Origin of the sequence: Pseudomonas pseudonitroreducens (assembly GCF_021603645.1) — a bacterium.
Taxonomy (GTDB): Bacteria; Pseudomonadota; Gammaproteobacteria; order Pseudomonadales; family Pseudomonadaceae; genus Pseudomonas; species Pseudomonas pseudonitroreducens.
On the sequence record NZ_BQHJ01000008.1, the window covers coordinates 138,803 to 156,088 of the forward strand.

The 17,286-nt window shown below is 65.6% G+C and carries 15 protein-coding genes; 7 read left to right on the top strand and 8 right to left on the bottom strand.

All coding sequences use genetic code 11. The annotated features are described in order from the left end of the window. Nucleotides 1–11: 11 nt before the first annotated feature. The 3 genes from L6D89_RS20140 to L6D89_RS20150 are packed head-to-tail and all read right to left on the bottom strand — an operon-like array spanning nt 12 to nt 3,570. Nucleotides 12–1,214, bottom strand: coding sequence for a 3-oxoadipyl-CoA thiolase (locus L6D89_RS20140; protein WP_236200932.1), 1,203 nt, complete (start codon nt 1,212–1,214; stop codon nt 12–14). 32 nt (nt 1,215–1,246) lie between these two features. Next, nucleotides 1,247–2,797: a 3-hydroxyacyl-CoA dehydrogenase gene (locus L6D89_RS20145; protein ID WP_236200933.1), complete on the bottom strand. Its 1,551-nt coding sequence runs from the start codon at nt 2,795–2,797 to the stop codon at nt 1,247–1,249. Continuing rightward, complete coding sequence (locus L6D89_RS20150) at nt 2,794–3,570, bottom strand: enoyl-CoA hydratase (protein WP_236200934.1); 777 nt, start codon at nt 3,568–3,570, stop codon at nt 2,794–2,796. The genes L6D89_RS20145 and L6D89_RS20150 overlap by 4 nt, the downstream gene beginning before the upstream one ends. 243 nt (nt 3,571–3,813) lie before the next feature. Between L6D89_RS20150 and L6D89_RS20155 the strand changes: the two genes are divergently transcribed. The 3 genes from L6D89_RS20155 to L6D89_RS20165 all read left to right on the top strand — a co-directional run bounded on the left by L6D89_RS20155 (nt 3,814) and on the right by L6D89_RS20165 (nt 7,291). Continuing rightward, nucleotides 3,814–4,680 (top strand): IclR family transcriptional regulator, encoded by an 867-nt coding sequence (locus L6D89_RS20155; protein ID WP_236174066.1) that lies wholly within the window; start codon nt 3,814–3,816, stop codon nt 4,678–4,680. A 59-nt stretch (nt 4,681–4,739) separates the two neighbouring features. Beyond that, nucleotides 4,740–5,894, top strand: coding sequence for an acyl-CoA dehydrogenase family protein (locus L6D89_RS20160; RefSeq protein WP_205335472.1), 1,155 nt, complete (start codon nt 4,740–4,742; stop codon nt 5,892–5,894). A 116-nt stretch (nt 5,895–6,010) separates the two neighbouring features. After that, entirely contained in the window at nt 6,011–7,291 is a 1,281-nt protein-coding gene (locus tag L6D89_RS20165) for an MFS transporter (RefSeq protein WP_236200935.1), read from the top strand. Between the two features lie 165 nt (nt 7,292–7,456). On the opposite strand, the gene L6D89_RS20170 is transcribed toward L6D89_RS20165, so the two are convergent. Beyond that, complete coding sequence (locus L6D89_RS20170; protein WP_017518411.1) at nt 7,457–7,666, bottom strand: cold-shock protein; 210 nt, start codon at nt 7,664–7,666, stop codon at nt 7,457–7,459. Between the two features lie 290 nt (nt 7,667–7,956). Here L6D89_RS20170 and L6D89_RS20175 point away from each other — a divergent pair, with 290 nt between their 5' ends. Continuing rightward, nucleotides 7,957–8,124 carry a hypothetical protein gene (locus L6D89_RS20175; protein WP_236174068.1) on the top strand — a complete coding sequence of 56 codons (168 nt, stop codon included), beginning with the start codon at nt 7,957–7,959 and terminating at the stop codon, nt 8,122–8,124. A 62-nt stretch (nt 8,125–8,186) separates the two neighbouring features. Here the strand turns inward: L6D89_RS20175 and L6D89_RS20180 are convergent, their stop codons facing one another. Genes L6D89_RS20180 through otsB form a run of 3 tightly spaced genes read right to left on the bottom strand, consistent with a single transcriptional unit; the run spans nt 8,187 to nt 12,186 of the window. Further along, the gene (locus L6D89_RS20180; RefSeq protein WP_236200936.1) at nt 8,187–9,596 is read right to left on the bottom strand and encodes an alpha,alpha-trehalose-phosphate synthase (UDP-forming); all 1,410 of its coding nucleotides are present in this window, start codon (nt 9,594–9,596) and stop codon (nt 8,187–8,189) included. Continuing rightward, nucleotides 9,578–11,377: a glycoside hydrolase family 15 protein gene (locus L6D89_RS20185; protein ID WP_236200937.1), complete on the bottom strand. Its 1,800-nt coding sequence runs from the start codon at nt 11,375–11,377 to the stop codon at nt 9,578–9,580. The genes L6D89_RS20180 and L6D89_RS20185 overlap by 19 nt, the downstream gene beginning before the upstream one ends. Then, a complete protein-coding gene (gene otsB, locus L6D89_RS20190) occupies nt 11,374–12,186 on the bottom strand; it encodes a trehalose-phosphatase (RefSeq protein WP_236200938.1) in 813 nt (270 codons plus the stop codon). Before otsB ends, L6D89_RS20185 begins: the two co-directional genes overlap by 4 nt. Before the next feature lie 474 nt (nt 12,187–12,660). Between otsB and L6D89_RS20195 the strand changes: the two genes are divergently transcribed. Both L6D89_RS20195 and L6D89_RS20200 read left to right on the top strand, forming a co-directional pair. Then, nucleotides 12,661–13,887: an EAL domain-containing response regulator gene (locus L6D89_RS20195; RefSeq protein WP_236200939.1), complete on the top strand. Its 1,227-nt coding sequence runs from the start codon at nt 12,661–12,663 to the stop codon at nt 13,885–13,887. A gap of 419 nt (nt 13,888–14,306) precedes the next feature. Then, complete coding sequence (locus L6D89_RS20200; RefSeq protein ID WP_236200940.1) at nt 14,307–15,179, top strand: SMP-30/gluconolactonase/LRE family protein; 873 nt, start codon at nt 14,307–14,309, stop codon at nt 15,177–15,179. 27 nt (nt 15,180–15,206) lie between these two features. Here L6D89_RS20200 and L6D89_RS20205 read toward each other — a convergent pair whose 3' ends face one another. Then, nucleotides 15,207–16,118, bottom strand: a complete 912-nt coding sequence (locus tag L6D89_RS20205) for a LysR family transcriptional regulator (protein ID WP_236200941.1) — start codon at nt 16,116–16,118, stop codon at nt 15,207–15,209. A 117-nt stretch (nt 16,119–16,235) separates the two neighbouring features. On the opposite strand from L6D89_RS20205, the gene L6D89_RS20210 reads away from it, so the two are divergent. Next, nucleotides 16,236–17,225: a zinc-dependent alcohol dehydrogenase family protein gene (locus L6D89_RS20210; RefSeq protein ID WP_236200942.1), complete on the top strand. Its 990-nt coding sequence runs from the start codon at nt 16,236–16,238 to the stop codon at nt 17,223–17,225. Nucleotides 17,226–17,286 lie beyond the last annotated feature (61 nt).

The following is a 17,286-nucleotide window of genomic DNA, read 5'->3' on the forward strand; positions in this document are numbered from 1 at the left end:
CTCACTGGCGCTCAGGCGCGCTCGATAACCATGGCGAGCCCCTGGCCCACACCGATGCACAGGCTGATCACCGCATAGCGTTGACCGCTGCGCTGCAGTTGCCGCGCCACGCTCAGCGCCAGCCGCGCGCCGGAAGCGCCCAGCGGGTGGCCGACGGCGATGGCGCCGCCATTGGGGTTGACCCGCGCATCGTCGAAATTGACACCCAGACCGTGCAGACAACCGAGTACCTGGGAAGCGAAAGCCTCGTTGATCTCGATGATGTCCATGTCGGCGAGGGTCAGGTCGGCGCGGGCCAGCGCCTTGTTGATCGCCTCGACCGGGCCGACGCCCATGATGCGCGGCTCGACGCCGACCGCCGCCGCCGAAAGAATCCGCGCCAGCGGCTTGAGGCCGTGGCGTTCGCCCGCCTCTGCCGAGCCGATCAGCAATGCGGCGGCGCCGTCGTTGACCCCGGAAGCGTTGCCCGCGGTGACCACGCCGCCTTCGGACAGCGGCTTGAGGCGCGCCAACGCGGCTTCGTCGGAAGACGGACGCGGATGCTCGTCCTGCTCCACAACATTCGGCGGCGTCTTGCGCCCGGTCGGCACGCTGACCGGGAGGATTTCCCCGGCAAAGAAACCGGCCTGGCGGGCGGCTTCAAAGTTGGCCTGGGAACGGGCGGCGAAACGGTCGGCCTGTTCGCGACTGATGCCGAATTCACGGGCCACGTTGTCGCCAGTCTCCGGCATGCTGTCGTTACCGAACCCGGCGACGATCTTCGGGTTGGGAAAGCGCGCACCGATGGTGCTGTCGAATACCGTCAGGTCGCGGCTATAGGCAGCCTCGGCCTTGGCCATGACGAAGGGAGCGCGGGACATGCTTTCCACGCCGCCAGCGACGAACAGCTCGCCTTCGCCGCAGGTCACGGCGCGCGCTGCATCGATCACCGCCGCCAGGCCGCTGGCGCACAGGCGGTTCACCGTCTGCCCCGGCACGGTCACCGGCAGGCCGGCGAGCAGCGCGGCATGGCGGGCGATGTTGCGGCTGTCTTCACCGGCTTGGTTGGTGTTGCCGAGGATCACGTCCTCGATGGCCTCGCCCGGCACGCTGGTGCGGGCCAGCAGTTCTCGAATCACCTGGGCGATCAGGTCGTCCGGGCGCACCGGCGCCAGGGCACCGCCATGGCGGCCGAAGGGCGTGCGCAGGCCGGCGTAGATATAAGCATTGAGCATCGGTATCTCCTTGAATCGGTTGGCGCCGGGCTTCAGCCCAGCGCTGGCTCGGCGTGGCGCAGCGACAGTCCCAGCGCGGCGCGGCGGCGCAGCCACGGGCCCGGACGGTAGCGGGCGTCGCCAGTCAGGTCGGTCATGCGTTCGAGAATAGTCAGCAGGCGCGCCGGGCCGACGCTGTCGCCCCAGGCCAGCGGGCCTTGCGGGTAGCCCAGGCCGCGGCGCACGCCTTCATCGAGGTCGTCGACGCTGGCGATGCGCTGCTGGACGATGTCGCCAGCCAGGTTGACGATCAGCGCCAGCACACGCTGGGCGACGAAGCCGACGCTGTCATTGATGAGCGTGACGCCAACGCCATCAGCCGCCAGCAGTGCATGGGCGGCATCGCGCATGGCCGGGGCAGTCGCCGGGTTCTGCATCAGGCAGCGGTGCCGTTGCAGGTCCAGCAGCAGGTCGATGCACAGGGTCCGTGCCGGATCGGTGCCGAAGTTCTGGCAGGCCGTGGTTGCGTCCACCCCATAAGGTGCCAGCAGGCACAGCGCCTCGCTGCTGGGTTGGGCGCCCTGCTCCAGGTTCGCGCCGAGTTTCTTCAGCAGCTCGCCGAGCAGGTCGCGGTCCTGGTCGTTCTCCGCACCGATCCACACCGGCGGCAGCGCGCTCACGCTCGGTACCGGTTGCGGCGCCGGCGGGTCGATCAGCTTGCCGTCTGCATAGCGATAGAAGCCGCGTCCGACCTTGCGGCCGACGAAGCCGGCCTCGAGCATCTGCCGGGTCAGCGCCGCCGGGCGATAGCGCGGCTCCTGGTAGAACTGGTTGTAGATGGACTCGATCACCGGGTGGGAAACGTCCAGCGCGGTGAGGTCGAACAGCTCCAGCGGCCCCATGCGGAAACCCAGGCCCTCGCGCAGGATGCGGTCGATATCGGCCGGTTCGGCGATGGCTTCCTTGAGCATCTGCAGCGCTTCGGTGCTGTAGGCACGGCCAGCGTGGTTGATGATGAAGCCGGGGGTGTCCTTGGCGCGGATACCGCGATGGCCCATGCGCGCGGCCAGCGCCACCAGGCTGTCGCCAACTTGCGGATCACCGGCCAGGCCGTCGATCACCTCGACCACCTTCATCAGCGGTACCGGATTGAAGAAGTGGAAGCCCGCTACCCGCTCCGGGTGCTGGCAGCCACGGGCGATGCTGGTGACCGACAGCGACGAGGTGTTGGTGGCGAGGATGCAGTCGGCGCTGACCACTGCTTCCAGGTCCGCGAGCAGCCCCTGCTTGGCATCCAGTCGCTCGATGATCGCCTCGACCACCAGATCGGAGTCCGCCAGCTCATTCAGGGAGCCGGCAACCAGCAGGCGCGCCAGGCTGGCGTCGGCCTCGGCGGCAGTGATCTTGCCCTTCTCCGCCAGCTTGGCGAGGGTGCGACCGAGGTTGTCGCGAGCGGTTTGCGCCGCACCGTCGCGAGCGTCGAAGAGTTTCACCTGGATACCAGCCTGGGCGGCGATCTGGGCAATACCACTGCCCATGACGCCAGTCCCGACGATGGCCATGCGTTCAATGCGCTTGATACCAAAAGAAAGGGTCATGCTCATTCCCCCAGGAAACTGGCTTGGCGTTTTTCCAGGAAGGCGGCGGCGCCCTCCTTCTGGTCCTTCGAGTCGAACAGCAACTGGAAGGCCTTGCGCTCCAGGGTCAGTGCGCTGTCCAGCGGCAGGTCGGCTCCGGCGAGCATCACTTCCTTGATCTGCGCCACCGCCAGCGGCGGCAGCGCGGCGATCTCGGCGGCCAGCTCCAGCGCGCGGGGCAGCGTGCGCGCGTCTTCCACCACTTCACTGAGCATACCGATGGCCAGGGCTTCCGGTGCCTTGATCAGGCAGCCGGTCAGGGCAATGCGCATTGCCTGGAACTTGCCCACGGCGCGGATCAGTCGCTGGGTGCCGCCGGCGCCGGGCATCAGGCCGAGCTTCACTTCCGGCTGGCCGAAGCGCGCCGACTCGCCGGCAATAATGATGTCGCAGTGCATCGCCAGCTCACAGCCGCCGCCCAGGGCGAAGCCGTTGACCGCGGCGATCACCGGCTTCGGGCAACGGGAAATGGCTTCCCACAACAGTTCGGTGTGGCGGCGGTACATCTCGATGGGACTGGCCTGGGCGAACTCGCGGATGTCCGCCCCGGCGACGAAGCACTGCTCTCCGCCGGTCAGCACCACCGCACGAACCTCCGGGTTATCGCTCAGGGCGCGGAAGTGCTCGGCCAGTTGCTGGCGCACGGCGGCGTTGAGGGCGTTCCTGGCTTCCGGGCGGTCGATGCGGACAACCGCTACACCGTCGGCCTGGATATCGAGATGAACCACGCTGGTACTCATGAAAGCTGTGACCTCACTTTTGTTTCGCCTGACGAAACTACATTCCGTATTTCGATTTCATCATAGTGACACCCAATCCAGCCTGTAAACGGTGAAGATCGAAATGACCTCTAGAGGCCAGTTATTACGCGGGTATTGATATTTTTAAAGGTACGCCTGTACTAACGGATTCAGACCCATTACAATTTCGTCTGACGAAACTGCATTTTATTTTATTGATTTTCCGTGAATAGGGGTTCTACCATGCGCCGCAACAAGACGGAGATGGACTCGGCTGCGCCGACGAAAAACGAAGGTGAGATCGGTCTGCTGGAACGGGGACTGTATGACCCGGCCACGGCACTGAGCGAAGAGGAAAACAGCGGCCAGTTCGTCACGGCGCTGGCTCGCGGTCTGGAGATCCTGCGTTGCTTCACGCCACGGGAAAACGTGCTGAGCAACCAGGACCTGGCACGCAAGACCGACCTGCCCAAGCCGACGGTGACGCGCCTGACCAACACCCTGATGCGCCTGGGTTGCCTCAAGCGCGAGGTGCATTCGGGCAAGTACCAGCTGGATGTCGGCGTGCTGGGTTTCGGCTACGCGATGCTGTCGAACCTGTCGATCCGCGCGGTGGCCCATCCGCTGATGGAGGAGCTGGCCAACCACGCCCAGGCGGCGGTGGCCATGGCCGCCCGCGACCGCTTGCAGATGGTTTACCTGGACGTGGTCCAGGGACAGGGAAACATGACGATGCGCCGGCAGATCGGCAGTTACCTGCCACTGGCGGCAAGTTCGGTAGGCCGTGCGTGCCTCGCGGCGATGCCGGAGAACGAGCGGGAATTCCTGCTCGAACACATTCGCGAACGCGAACCGGACACCTGGCCGGCCATCCGCAAGGGTCTGGACCGCGCCTTCAGGGACTACACCGACTACGGCTACTGCCTGTCGATCGGTGAATGGCACCGCGACGTCAACTCCGTCGCCGTGCCCTTGCTACACCCGCAGTACGGCCTGCTGGCCTTCAACTGCGGCGGACCGAGCTTCCAGCTGACCCGCGAGAAGCTCGAGGACGACATCGGGCCCCGCCTGATCAACATGGTCAACAACATAGGTGCCGCCGCTCGCTGAATCTCGGGTGACGGTGCCTCGCCAGACTGGCCCGCTCGCGGGCCTTGTGAGGAGTGCACATGATCCGAGACCCAGAAACGCTGCAGATACTTCTGGACTCCATCCACCAGTTCGTCGGCGAAGTGCTGATCCCGCGGGAAAACGAGGTCGCCGAAACCGACGCCATCCCGCAGGACATCGTCCAGCAGATGCGCGAGATGGGCCTGTTCGGCCTGACCATCCCCGAAGAGTTCGGCGGCCTGGGCGTGACCATGGAAGAAGAGGTGAACATCACCTTCGAACTGGGCCGCACCTCCCCCGCCTTCCGCTCCTACATCGGCACCAACAACGGCATCGGCTCCATCGGCATCCTGATCGACGGCACGCCGGAACAGAAAGCCCACTACCTGCCCAAGCTAGCCAGCGGTGAGCTGCTCAGCGCCTTCTGCCTGACCGAGCCGGACTCGGGCTCCGACGCCGCCTCGCTGAAGACCACCGCCGTGCGCGATGGCGACTTCTACGTGCTCAACGGCACCAAGCGCTTCATCACCAACGCCCCGCACGCCGGCATCTACACGGTGATGGCGCGTACCAACCCGGCGATCAAGGGTTCCGGCGGCATCAGCGCGTTCATCGTCGAACGCGGCACGCCGGGGATTTCCCTCGGCAAACCGGACCACAAGATGGGCCAGAAAGGCGCGCACACCAGTGACGTGATCTTCGACAACGTTCGTATCCCGGCCAGCCAGTTGATCGGCGGCGTCGAGGGCGTGGGCTTCAAGACCGCCATGAAGGTGCTCGACAAGGGCCGCCTGCACATCGCTGCGCTGAGTGTCGGCGCCGCCGAGCGCATGCTCGCCGACGCATTGCAGTACGCCCTGGAGCGCAAGCAGTTCGGCCAGCCGATCGCTGAATTCCAGCTGATCCAGGCGATGCTCGCCGACAGCAAGGCCGAGATCTACGCCGCCCGCTGCATGGTGCTGGACGCCGCGCGCAAGCGCGATGAGGGCCGCAACGTCAGCACCGAAGCCTCCTGCGCGAAGATGTTCGCCACCGAGATGTGCGGCCGCGTCGCCGATCGCTGCGTGCAGATCCACGGCGGCGCCGGCTACGTCAGCGAGTACGCCATCGAGCGCTTCTACCGCGACGTGCGCCTGTTCCGGCTCTACGAGGGCACCACGCAGATCCAGCAGGTGATCATCGCCCGCAACATGATCCGCGACGCCCAGGCCTGACCCGACACGGCGGCGCCAGGCCACGCACCTCGCGCCGCCCACTGAAAAGCACCTGCCACACGCTTACCGAGGATCGGCACGCCGGTCCGCCAACAACTACAACAGGTAATTCGTTCATGGAAAACACTGCTTCCGCTTCGGCGGCAACCGCCGCCACCCGGGACAAGACCTGGGTCCTCGTCTTCGCCTTCTGCTTCATCGGCCTGCTGATCGACGGCGCGGACCTGATGCTGCTCTCCTACAGCCTCACCAGCCTCAAGGCCGAGTTCGGCCTGAGCAACCTCCAGGCCGGCAGCCTGGGTAGCGTCACCCTGGCCGGCATGGCCATCGGCGGCATCTACGGCGGCTGGGCCTGCGATCGCTTCGGTCGGGTGAAGACGGTGGTCTGGACCATCGTACTGTTCTCCGTCGGCACCGCGGTCCTCGGGCTGACCCACAACTACTGGCAGTTCGCCGCGGCGCGCTTCGTCGCCTCCCTCGGCCTGGGCGCACTTTACGTCGCCTGCAACACGCTGATGGCCGAATACGTGCCGACCAAGTACCGCACCACCGTGCTGGGCACCCTGCAGGCCGGCTGGTCGGTCGGTTACATCGTCGCTACCCTGCTGGCCGGCTGGATCCTGCCGGACCACGGTTGGCGCTACCTGTTCTACATCGCCATCATCCCGGTGGTGCTGGCCATCGCCATGCGCAAGCTGATCCCCGAACCCGCCGCCTGGGTCCAGGCGCAGGCCGAACGCCAGCAGCGCAAGGCCGCCGGCCAGTTGGGCAGCGTCGCCGCCGCCCCGCGCCAGAATGCTTTCCGGCAGATATTCAGCGACCCGCAGGCCAGCCGCATGTTCCTGTTCTGGGCGCTGACCGCCGGCTTCCTGCAGTTTGGCTACTACGGCGTGAACAACTGGATGCCGTCGTACCTGGAAACCGAGATGGGCATGAACTTCAAGGCCATGACCGCCTACCTGGTGGGCACCTACGCGGCGATGATTCTCGGCAAGGTCCTGGCTGGCGTCGCCGCCGACTGGTTCGGCCGCCGTACCGTGTTCTCCTTCGGGGCCCTGGGCACCGCGATCTTCCTGCCGGTGATCGTGCTGTTCCACAGCCCCGAGAACATTCTCTGGATGCTGGTGGTATTCGGCTTCCTCTACGGCATTCCGTATGGCGTGAACGCCACCTACATGACCGAGAGCTTCGCTGCGGCGTTCCGCGGTACGGCAGTGGGCGGCGCCTACAACATCGGCCGGATCGGCGCGGCCATTGCGCCGGCGGTGATCGGCTTCCTCGCCACGCAGATGTCCATCGGCGTAGGCTTCCTGGTGATGGGCGCGGCGTACTTCATCTGCGGCGTGATCCCCGCCCTGCTGATCCGCGACAAGCAGTTCGACCCGCAACAGGAATGATCGGGAGCCAGTGAGCCCGCTTCGGCTGGCTCACCCCTTTCAAGACAAAAACGCCCGATGCAGTGCACCGGGCGTTTTTTATTGCGCAGTCGAATGGCGCGGAGCAAATCGAACAGGCAAAAAAAAGCCCCGCCTAAGCGGGGCTTTCTTCGTCAGCGATGTCGATTAGACAGCGCGAACTTGTTCAGCTTGCGGGCCTTTCTGGCCGGCAGTCACAACGAAGCTGACCTTCTGGCCTTCGTCGAGGGACTTGTAGCCGTTGCCTTCGATCTGACGGAAGTGAACGAATACGTCCGGGCCGCTTTCCGGGGTGATGAAGCCGAAGCCCTTCTCAGCGTTGAACCACTTGACGATGCCGTTTTGACGATCGGACATGATGTTGTCTCCTAAAAATATGCTAAAGGCCGGCCGAAAGCCGACCGGCGATGAGCTGAATGCGTAGTGAAGAGGTGCCGAGGAGATGGAGCATCTTGTAGAAGAACATCAAGTCGCGGAACTCGTTACTGGGCAGGCAGCCCATGCAGAATACAGTGTCTGGCGACGATTCATAGCTTTTTTTGTCGACGGGCGGTGATTTTGACAAATGGTCGAGCTATTCCGGCCATTTCGGCAAAAGAGGTGTAGTCTGGCCGGGCCGGTTTGGTGCCCAACGCAAAGGTGACTTCATGACTGATTCACAGCTGGATCGCGAACGTTCGGAGCTCGATGAAAAGATTGCCGCCTTCCTCTCCCAGGGCGGCGAAATCAAGGAAATCCCCCTGGGTCAGTTGGCGACGAAGGTCGAGCGGAAGTCGCAGTGGGCCAAATCCGACGGCAAGAAGCCGGCACCCTAGCCCGGCGCAAATCCTGAATTCCTGGAAAAGACCCCGCCGCGGCGGGGTTTTTCATTTGTGCCTCAGTGACTGAGGTAATGATTCGACAGCCAGTTCAGCGCCCTTCCCGGCCGTGTCAGCGCATCGATGAAGCTCGGCCCCCAGAAGCGGATGTCATTGGCCTCCAGCACGGCGTACATGTCGCGGTGGCGCGCCTGGCGCTCCTTCAGCGGCATGCACAGGGCCTTCTGCATGGCATCGGCGAGGGCGTCACGGTCGTGGGGATTGATGATCAGCGCACCGCCCAGCTCGGCGGCGGAGCCGGCGAACTGGGAAAGAATCAGCACGCCCGGGTCGTCCGGGTCCTGCGCCGCGACGAATTCCTTGGCGACCAGGTTCATCCCGTCCCGCAACGGCGTTACCAGGCCGATCCGCGCGTGGCGCATGACCATGGCGATGTCCGCCCGCTGGTGATTGCGCGCCACGTAGCGCAGCGGCACCCAGGATACAGCGCCGAAACGCCCGTTGATGTGGCCGACACGGGCGCTTACGGCGGCGTCGATATCGGCATACTCGGGAATGTCCTGGCGGCTGCCCGGTGAAATCTGCAGGCAGGTGACACGGTTGTGCCACTGCCCATGGCGTTCTAGGAAGCGCTCGTAGCCGTCCAGCCGGTTGACGATGCCCTTGGAGTAGTCGAGCCGGTCTACCCCCACCATCAGCGCGCGGCCACCCAGGCTCTCGCGCAGGTCTTCGGCGGCCTGACTCAGCGAAGCTTCCTCGGCGAGGCGGCGAAAGCCGGCGGCGTCCACCCCCACCGGGAATACGCCGACGCGAAAATGCTGGTCCTCCAGGTGATAGCGCCGACCATCGGGCGTCGCCGCGCCGACCACCCGCGTGAGGTATCGGGCGAAGTTGCTGGCATCGTTCTCGGTCTGGAAGCCGATCAGGTTGTATTCGGTGAGCGCCCGGAGCAGCTCGTCATGGTGCGGCAGCGCGGTGATCAGGTCGGCCGGCGGCATCGGGATGTGCAGGAAGAAACCGATGCGATTGCCGTGCCCGCGCCGCCTCAGGGCCGAGGCCAGGGGGATCAGGTGGTAGTCATGGACCCAGAGCACGTCGTCCTCCTCCAGCAGCGGGCTGAGGCGCTCGGCGAAGAACTCGTTGACCCGCTGGTAGCCGCCGAACTCGGCCTCATTGAACTCGGCCAGGTCCACCCGGTAATGCAGGATCGGCCAGAGCACGCGGTTGGCGAAGCCGTTGTAGTACTCGTCGAAGTCCTGCGGATGCAGGTCGGTAAGGATGTATTGCAGGTTGTCGTGCTGGACCGTGGTCGGCGGGCCCGGCGCTTCGGCCTTGCGGCCGCTCCAGCCGAACCAGATGCCCTCGCGGTTGCGCATGGCGGCTTCCACCGCCACCGCCAGCCCCCCAGGCGCCGGGCCGTTGCCGTCCGGCAGTCCAACCCGGTTGGAGATCACCACGAGGCGCGACATAGTCCCTCCTCCCATCCGATCGACAAGCGCATCGCGGAATTGATCAGCCCGGCCATCGAATAGGTCTGCGGGATATTCCCCCACAGCTCGCCGGTGTGCGGGTGCAAATCCTCGGAGAGGAGCCCGTAGCGGTTGCGCGCGGCGATCAGTTCTTCGAACAACTGGCGCGCCTCATCCAGGCGGCCGATGGCAGCCAGCGCGTCGAGGTACCAGAACTTCACCACCAGGAAGGCGGTTTCCGGCACGCCGAAGTCATCCGCTGCGGCATAGCGCAGCATCTGCCCATTGACGGTGAGTTCGCGGCCGATGCACTCGACCGTGGCGATGAAGCGTGGGTCATCGGCCTCGATGATTCCCAGCTCGTTCATCAGCAGCACGCTGGCGTCCAGGTCGTCATGCCCGAAGGCGCCAGTGAAGCACTGTTTCTTCTCGCTCCAGGCCTCGGCGAGGATGCGTTCGCGCAGCCGGGCGGCCTTGTCCATCCAGACCGTGGCCTCTGCGCTGCGCCCCAGGCGTTTGGCGATTCGCCCGACGCGGTCGCAGGCGACCCAGCAGAGCAGCGCGGAATGGGTGTGGATGCGCTTGCGCCCGCGGTACTCCCAGATACCTGCATCCGCTTCGAAGGCCGTGCGTTCGGCCTGGCTCGCCAGGGATTCGAGCAACCCCAGCATGCCATCACGACTGGGGTTGGGCAGGCGCTCGTCGACGAAGCTCTGCAGCACCGCCAAGGCCACCGAGCCGAACACGTCATGCTGGTTCTGCTCCACCGCCTGGTTGCCGACGCGTACCGGGGCGTGATTGAGGAAGCCGGCAAGCTCCGGTTCGATGCGCTCGGTAAGGTCCTGGTTGGGAATGATCCCGTACAGCGGCCTGAGCTCGCCATCACCGCTGGCAACGGTGCTGATGAAATCGATGAAGCCTTCCATGGTCCGCGTGGCGCCCAGGCGGTTGAGGGCGAGGATCACGAAGTAGGCGTCGCGCAGCCAGCAGTAGCGATAGTCCCAGTTGCGCTGGGAGTCCGGCGCCTCGGGGATCGAGGTAGTGGCGGCGGCGATGATCGCGCCGGTGTCTTCGAAGTTGCAGAGTTTGAGGGTGATCGCCGAGCGGATCACCACCGATTGCCACTCGAAGCAGATGGCCAACCCGCGCACCCAGTCATGCCAGTGGTTCTGCGTGCGTTTCAGATAATCGCGCACCACTTCGCCCGGGGCATTGCCCAGCGGTTCGTCGAGGCCGATCACCAGGCTCACCGGATGGCGCAGGGCGAACGGCGTTTCGTGCTGGATGTAGGCCAACGGCGCGTCGGTGGTCAGGCGCAGCGGCTCGTCGCCCTCCAGGTAGCGGATATGGCTCGAGCCGCTGACGCCCTGGCTGGGCTTGCCGTAGCCATGGGTTGGGCGCACGCGCAAGGTGACCTTGGGCATGCCTTCGATGGGCTCGATCAGCCGACACAGCTGCGCTGGCCGGTAGATTTCGCCGTGCTGCAGGAAGCGCGGGGCGAAGTCGGTGATGCGCACCGCACCGCCGCTGTCGTCACGCAGCACGGTGGTGATGATCGCGGTGTTGCGCTGGTAATCGGAGATGCTGCTGACCTGATTCTCCAGTACGACGTCGGCGAAGCCTTTCTCGTCGTCGCCGGCCAGCAGCCGGGAGAACACCGGGTCGCTGTCGAAGTTCGGGTAGCACCACCAGACCAGTCGCGCCTGCGGGCTGACCAGAGCAGCCACCCGGCAGTTGCCGATCAGGCCCAGCTCCAGGGCTCCTTCCTGTCGGTTCGTCATCGCTGATTTCCTCCTGCTTGTATCAATGCTTCGCGGACTTGCGCCGCGTCGCTGAACACCGCACTGGCACCGGGCAAGGCGCGCCCGACTGACAAGCCGAGGCCGCCCAGGGCCGGCATCAGCGCAATGGCGGGTTCGTCGGTGACGTCGTCGCCAAGGAACAGCGGCAGGCGCCCGGCGAAGCCCGGCATGCCCAGCAATCGCTGGATCGCCCGGGCCTTGTCGACACCCGCGCAAACGACTTCGTAGACCTGCTTGCCCTTGAGCAACCGCAGCCCGGCGCCTACCGGCGCGCGCAACAGTGCCTGCAGCTCGGCGAGCAGTTCGGCGGCGAGCGAGGGTGCAGAGCGATAGTGCAGCGCGTAGCTGCTGCCCTTGTCCTCGACCAGGATTCCGACATGCCGGTTCGCCAGGGCGTTCAACTGCACTCGCAGCCAGGCGGGCAGATCTCCGGAGGTGCGGCGCAAGGGGCTGTCGCCGGTCTCGCGCCAGTGGGCGCCGTGGCCGCCGCTGGCGGCGAGGCGCAAGGGTTGGAAGAGCCGGTCGAGTTCTTCGACCGGGCGGCCGCTGATCAGGGCCAAGGCACCATCGAGTCGGCGCTGCAGGCGCGCAAGCGCATCCAGCAGCCCGGGCGGTACGACTACCGCGCCGGGAGATTCGGCGATGTCCAGAAGGGTTCCGTCGACATCCAGGAACAGTGCGGTCTGCTGAGGTCGGCTGAGCCAGAGATTCAACAGCGCAGTGGCTGAGGCCTCGCTATGCGGGACCATGGCCGTGTCGACAGGTCCCCGTGGTACGGGACGTGACATGAGCCATTTCTCCATGTTCAGGGCGTGCCGCGCGGCCGTGGGTAGCCGACGCGGACGTGAAAGGGAGCACAAGGACCCTAACATGCGTGGACGCGAGGGTCGACCTCGGGTTTCCCCCGGGTTTCCTGCTGGAAACGCGCAGGCCAGAGCGCACGGCGCCTGCAGCCAATCCCTGGCACCGACCGTCTGGCGCAGGCGGGCAAGGTCTACGGCCTGGGCGCTACGCTGCAGCGTGCCGACAAAGACTGGCCGACCCTCGATGTCGGAGGCGCCGTGGAAGCGGCGCTGGCGATCGTGCGCTGGCGATGGTGAGCGACCGGGTCACCCAGGGCTGTGGGAAGCGCTGACAGGCAGGGCAACGGAGCGGAAAGCGTTCGATGGGATTTTCCTAACAGCAGAACTGGAATCCTCCGCCTCACAACAGGGAAGGCATTTTCGAGAATGCAACTGGCCAATCCTCCATGAGAAAACCCCATGCCTCCCCTTTCCGCGCTGGTGCTCCAGGCTTCCGGCCTGCACCGTTCCACCGCCGTCACTGCGCTGCACCACCTGGGCTACAGCTTCCAGTCCGAGGTCTCGAGCAATGCCTTTGCGCTGGATCGGCTGCGCAGCCAGGGCGGCGTCCAGCTGCTGATCTGCGATGTACGCATCGACCCGCTGGCCCGGCTGGAACTGCTCCAGACCGTAGCCCGCGAGCGCCTCGCCCAGGGCGTGGTGGTCAGCGGGGAGATGGCGCCCGGCACCTGGAGCGCGCTGTCCCACCTGCTGCAGTTGCAGGGCATGAAGGTGTTCTGGCTGGGCAACGAGGCCGCCACCCTGGAGCGCCTGCGCACCCTGCTCGCCGACTTCCAGCCCAGGGAGGCGCAACTCGGCCTGCCCCTGAACGACACCGCTGCTGGCGAGGACGGCGAAGCCACCAACCTGCCCGCACAGGGCCAGTTGCGTGCGCACCTGCAACCCAAGGTCGCCGTGGCCACCGCACAGATCTACGGATTCGAGGTACTGGCGCGCTGGCAACTGGAGGACGGCACTCTTCTCGCCCCCAGCGAGTTCCTGCCGGGGCTGCGCCGCGCCGGCAAGCTCGACGTCATGCTCGCCGAGCTGATGACCCAGGCGGTCGAAGCGCTGCGCACACTGGATAACAATGAGCTGAAGTTGTCCTTCAACCTGGAAGCCGAGCAGATCGCCCAGACCGACTTCGCCGCGGCCATCGAGCGCAACCTGCGCACTCTGGACATCGATCCCCGGCGCATCACCTTCGAGCTGACCGAGAGCTCGCCGCTGCACGCGCCACCGCTGAGTCTGGAGAACGTTCTGCGCCTGCGCCTGCTGGGCTGCGGCCTGGCCATCGACGACTTCGGCTGCGGCCATTCGACCCTGCAGCGCCTGATGGAACTGCCCTTCACCGAAATGAAGCTCGACCGTCATCTGGTCGCCGACGTCAACAACGGCGATCCGCGCCGCCTCATCGTGCTGCGCAATGCCCTGGCGCTGGGCCGCGAGCTGGGCCTGAAGGTGATCGCCGAAGGCGTGGAACATGCCGCGCAATTGCGCCAGTTGCAGCAACTGGAGTGCGACTGCGCGCAGGGCCACCTGTTTGGCAAGCCGATGGATGCCCGCCAGATCGGCACCTTGCTACGCGGTGCACCACTGCGCTTGCAGAAGCTGGAGGCAGTGCCGGTCATACGCACGGCGCAGTGACAGGCGGAAAAGAAAACGGCTGTTACGAACTTCCTGTCCGTAACAGCCGTCTGGATTGTCCTCAGCAAAGGACCCAGGAATTGTAGGCCAATTGCCATCAGCGTTTCTTCCCATTTCTCCCGCATTCATGGGAAATCTGTTCAAACGCGGCGAACAGTCGCGTGTTCCCAGGCTGATCCTGTCTTTTAGCGACACGTCCGTACCAGATGGCTGTCCGCTGACAGCACATTTCTGGCGAACGCCCAGCCAGCCGGCATGATCTGGCATTCAGCAGCGTGATGCCGTTCCCTCGCTGCAGCGCTGGCCCCCGCCTGAACTGTCTGGTTAACTCGCTGATCGCACGCTGGATGCCAGAAGGCAGGTCATTCGCCAGGAAACCCCACCAGCGCTTTCCCACCCCCTGTTTTGGCGATCGATACATGCCGCAGCCTTCCCCACGCTCGCCCGGTCGTTCGGTATTCCGCGCAGCCCTGACTACCCTCGCCCTGCTCGTCGCCTGCGCCATCGGCTTCTTCATCTGGCAGGACTTCTACCCGGTGCAGAGCGCCGACGGTTGGTCCTATGACGTGATCCACGAGGATGTGCAGAAAGCCGCCTCGCTGGTGCCGCTGCCCGATGGCGGCCTGCTGGTCAGCCAGGAGCTGAAGAACGACAAGGGCAACATCCTGCATATCGCCGCCGACGGTAAACGCCGGGTGATGATCGACGGCCTGTCCAAGCCCGACGGCATGATCGCCGCCCAGGGCGGCTGGGTATTCAGCCAGGAAACCGCCAACCGCCCGGTGCAGTTGCTCAAGGACGGCAAGGTCCGCGACCTGTTCACCGGCAATTCGGTACAGGGGCTGTGGGACGACGGCGACTACCTCTACGCCATCGAGGACAGCAGGGAGAACGGCCGGTTGCTGCGCTACCGCTGGAGCGATGGCGAGTTGACCGTACTGCGCGAGCACTTGCGGGAAACCGAATCGATCACCCGCTGCACCGACGGCAGCCTGCTCTACACCGAGAAGAAGAAAGGCGTGATCCACCGCCTCAGCGACGACGGCAAGGACCCCGTGCTGCTCGCCGGCCTCAACCAGCCCACCTTCCTGATGTGCGATGCCCGCGGCCTGTGGATCAGCGAAGACTCCACGCACCGCGCACGCCTGTTGCTGTGGGACGGCAAGGGCGAACCACGCACCATCCTGTCGTTCCTCAAGGCGCCGCAATCCATCGTGCCCGATGGCAAGGGTGGCTACCTGCTCGCCGAAGGCGGCCGCGATCGTGTGCTGCAACTGACACCGGCACGCTGACACACTTGGGCGGTCGTCACGGCCGCCCTACTCCGCCGCCGGCATCACCAGGCCAGGTATCGCCGCGATCAGCGCATCGATCGCCAGGCGCACCTTGCGTGGCAGTTGAGCACTCTGCAGCCAGGTCGCATGCACGTCGTACAGGAAGCCCGGCTGCTGCGGCAGCAACGCCTCCAGCGCGCCTGCCTCGATGACGTCCCGCACCAGCCAGAAGGGTAACCACGCCAACCCCATGCCGCGCACCGCCGCATCGGCGATGGCGGCCAGGTCATCAAAGCGCAGCCGCGAGCTGGGAAGGAACTCCACGGGCGCCGCTCCTTCAGCGGGGAACAACCAGGGGTTTATCCGTCCGGAACGGTGATAGACCAGGACCTGGTGAAGGGCCAGCGCCTGGATGCTGTCCGGCCGGCCATGCGCCGCCAGGTAGGCTGGCGCGGCGCAGACCACCATGCGCTGCCGGCCGATGCGCCGGGCAATGATGCCCGCCCTCGGCTCGGGCTCGCCGGTGCGGATGGCCAGGTCGATCTGCTCATCCGCCAGGTCCGTCAGCCGGTCGCTGAAGCGCAGGTCCAGTTCCAGCAGCGGATAGCGCTGGGCCAGCTCCAGCAATACCGGTGCCACGCAACGGCGGCCGAAATGCACCGGCAGGGCTACTCGCAGCCGGCCGCGCGGCTCGGCCACCTCGCCGGCCGCGAGAATGTCCGCCGCCTCGGCATCGGCGAGCAGTGCGCGACAGCGTTCGTAGTAGACCCGCCCCGCCTCGGTCAGGCTCTGCCGGCGCGTGCTGCGCAGCAGCAACTGCGCACCCAGGCGCTCTTCGAGAAAGCGCACGTGCTTGCCTACCATCGGCGCGGACATTTCCAGGGCATTCGCCGCCGCCGCGAACGACCCGAGGTCCACCGCGCGAACGAAGACTTCCATGCTGGTCAAGCGGTCCATTCGAAACTCCTGATTCCGACTGAGCGTTTCTATACGCCATTTATTGGGTAAATCCCATCACCGATAGTGGCTTTACGTCGAATCACTTTCGTATTGGAGCTACAAATGGAAAGAGCCATGGCACGTGCCGTTCGTTTTCATCGGATTGGCGGCCCGGAGGTCCTGAACATCGAACCGATGGAGGTTCGCCCGCCCGGGCCGGACGAAGTGAGCATCCGGGTCAAGGCGCTGGGGCTGAACCGCGCCGAAGTGTTGCTGCGCACCGACCGCTACATTGAAAGCCCTCGACTGCCCTCCGGCCTCGGCCTCGAGGCCAGTGGGCTGGTAGAGGCCGTGGGCAGCGAGGTGCGTGGGTTCGCACCAGGGGATGCGGTGAGCGTCCTGCCACCCACCTCGATGCAGGAACAACCGACCCACGCCGAGTACCTGGTGGTGCCGCAAACACGCCTGGTCAGGAACCCGTCGGGGCAAACCTGGAGCGATGCCGCCGCAACCTGGATGCAATACCTCACCGCTTTCGGAGCGCTGGTCCAGGTGGCCGGGCTGCGAGCGGGGGATTTCGTCGTCATCACCGCCGCATCCAGCAGCGTTGGCCTGGCGGCCATCCAGATCGCCCGGCGCGTAGGCGCGCTGCCGATCGCCGTGACGCGCACCGCGAGCAAACGCGAAGCCCTGCTGCAGGCCGGGGCCGCCGAGGTCATCGCCAGCGAGGAGGAGAACCTGCGCTCGCGCCTGCTCGAGATTACCGGCCAGGCCGGCGCGCGGGTGGTGTTCGACCCGGTGGGCGGGCCGATATTCGAAGCGCTGACCGCCGCGATGGCCGAAGGCGGCATCCTCATCGAGTACGGCGGCCTGAGCCCCGAACCCACACCTTTCCCGCTGTTCGAGGTGCTCAGTCGCTCGTTGCACCTGCGTGGCTACCGGGTCTACGAAGTGCTCGAGGATCCGTTGCGCCTGCAGGAGGCCAAGGACTTCATTCTCGCCGGCCTTGCCGATGGTTCGCTGCGCCCGGTGCTCGCCCGCACCTTCGCTTTCGACGAGATCGTCGAGGCTTACCGCTATCTGGAATCAAACCAGCAATTCGGCAAGGTGGTGGTCACGCTGTAGGCGCAGCGGCTGGCCACGCGACTCGGATACACTGCAGCGGGTGCGGCGTCTGCCGCGCCCG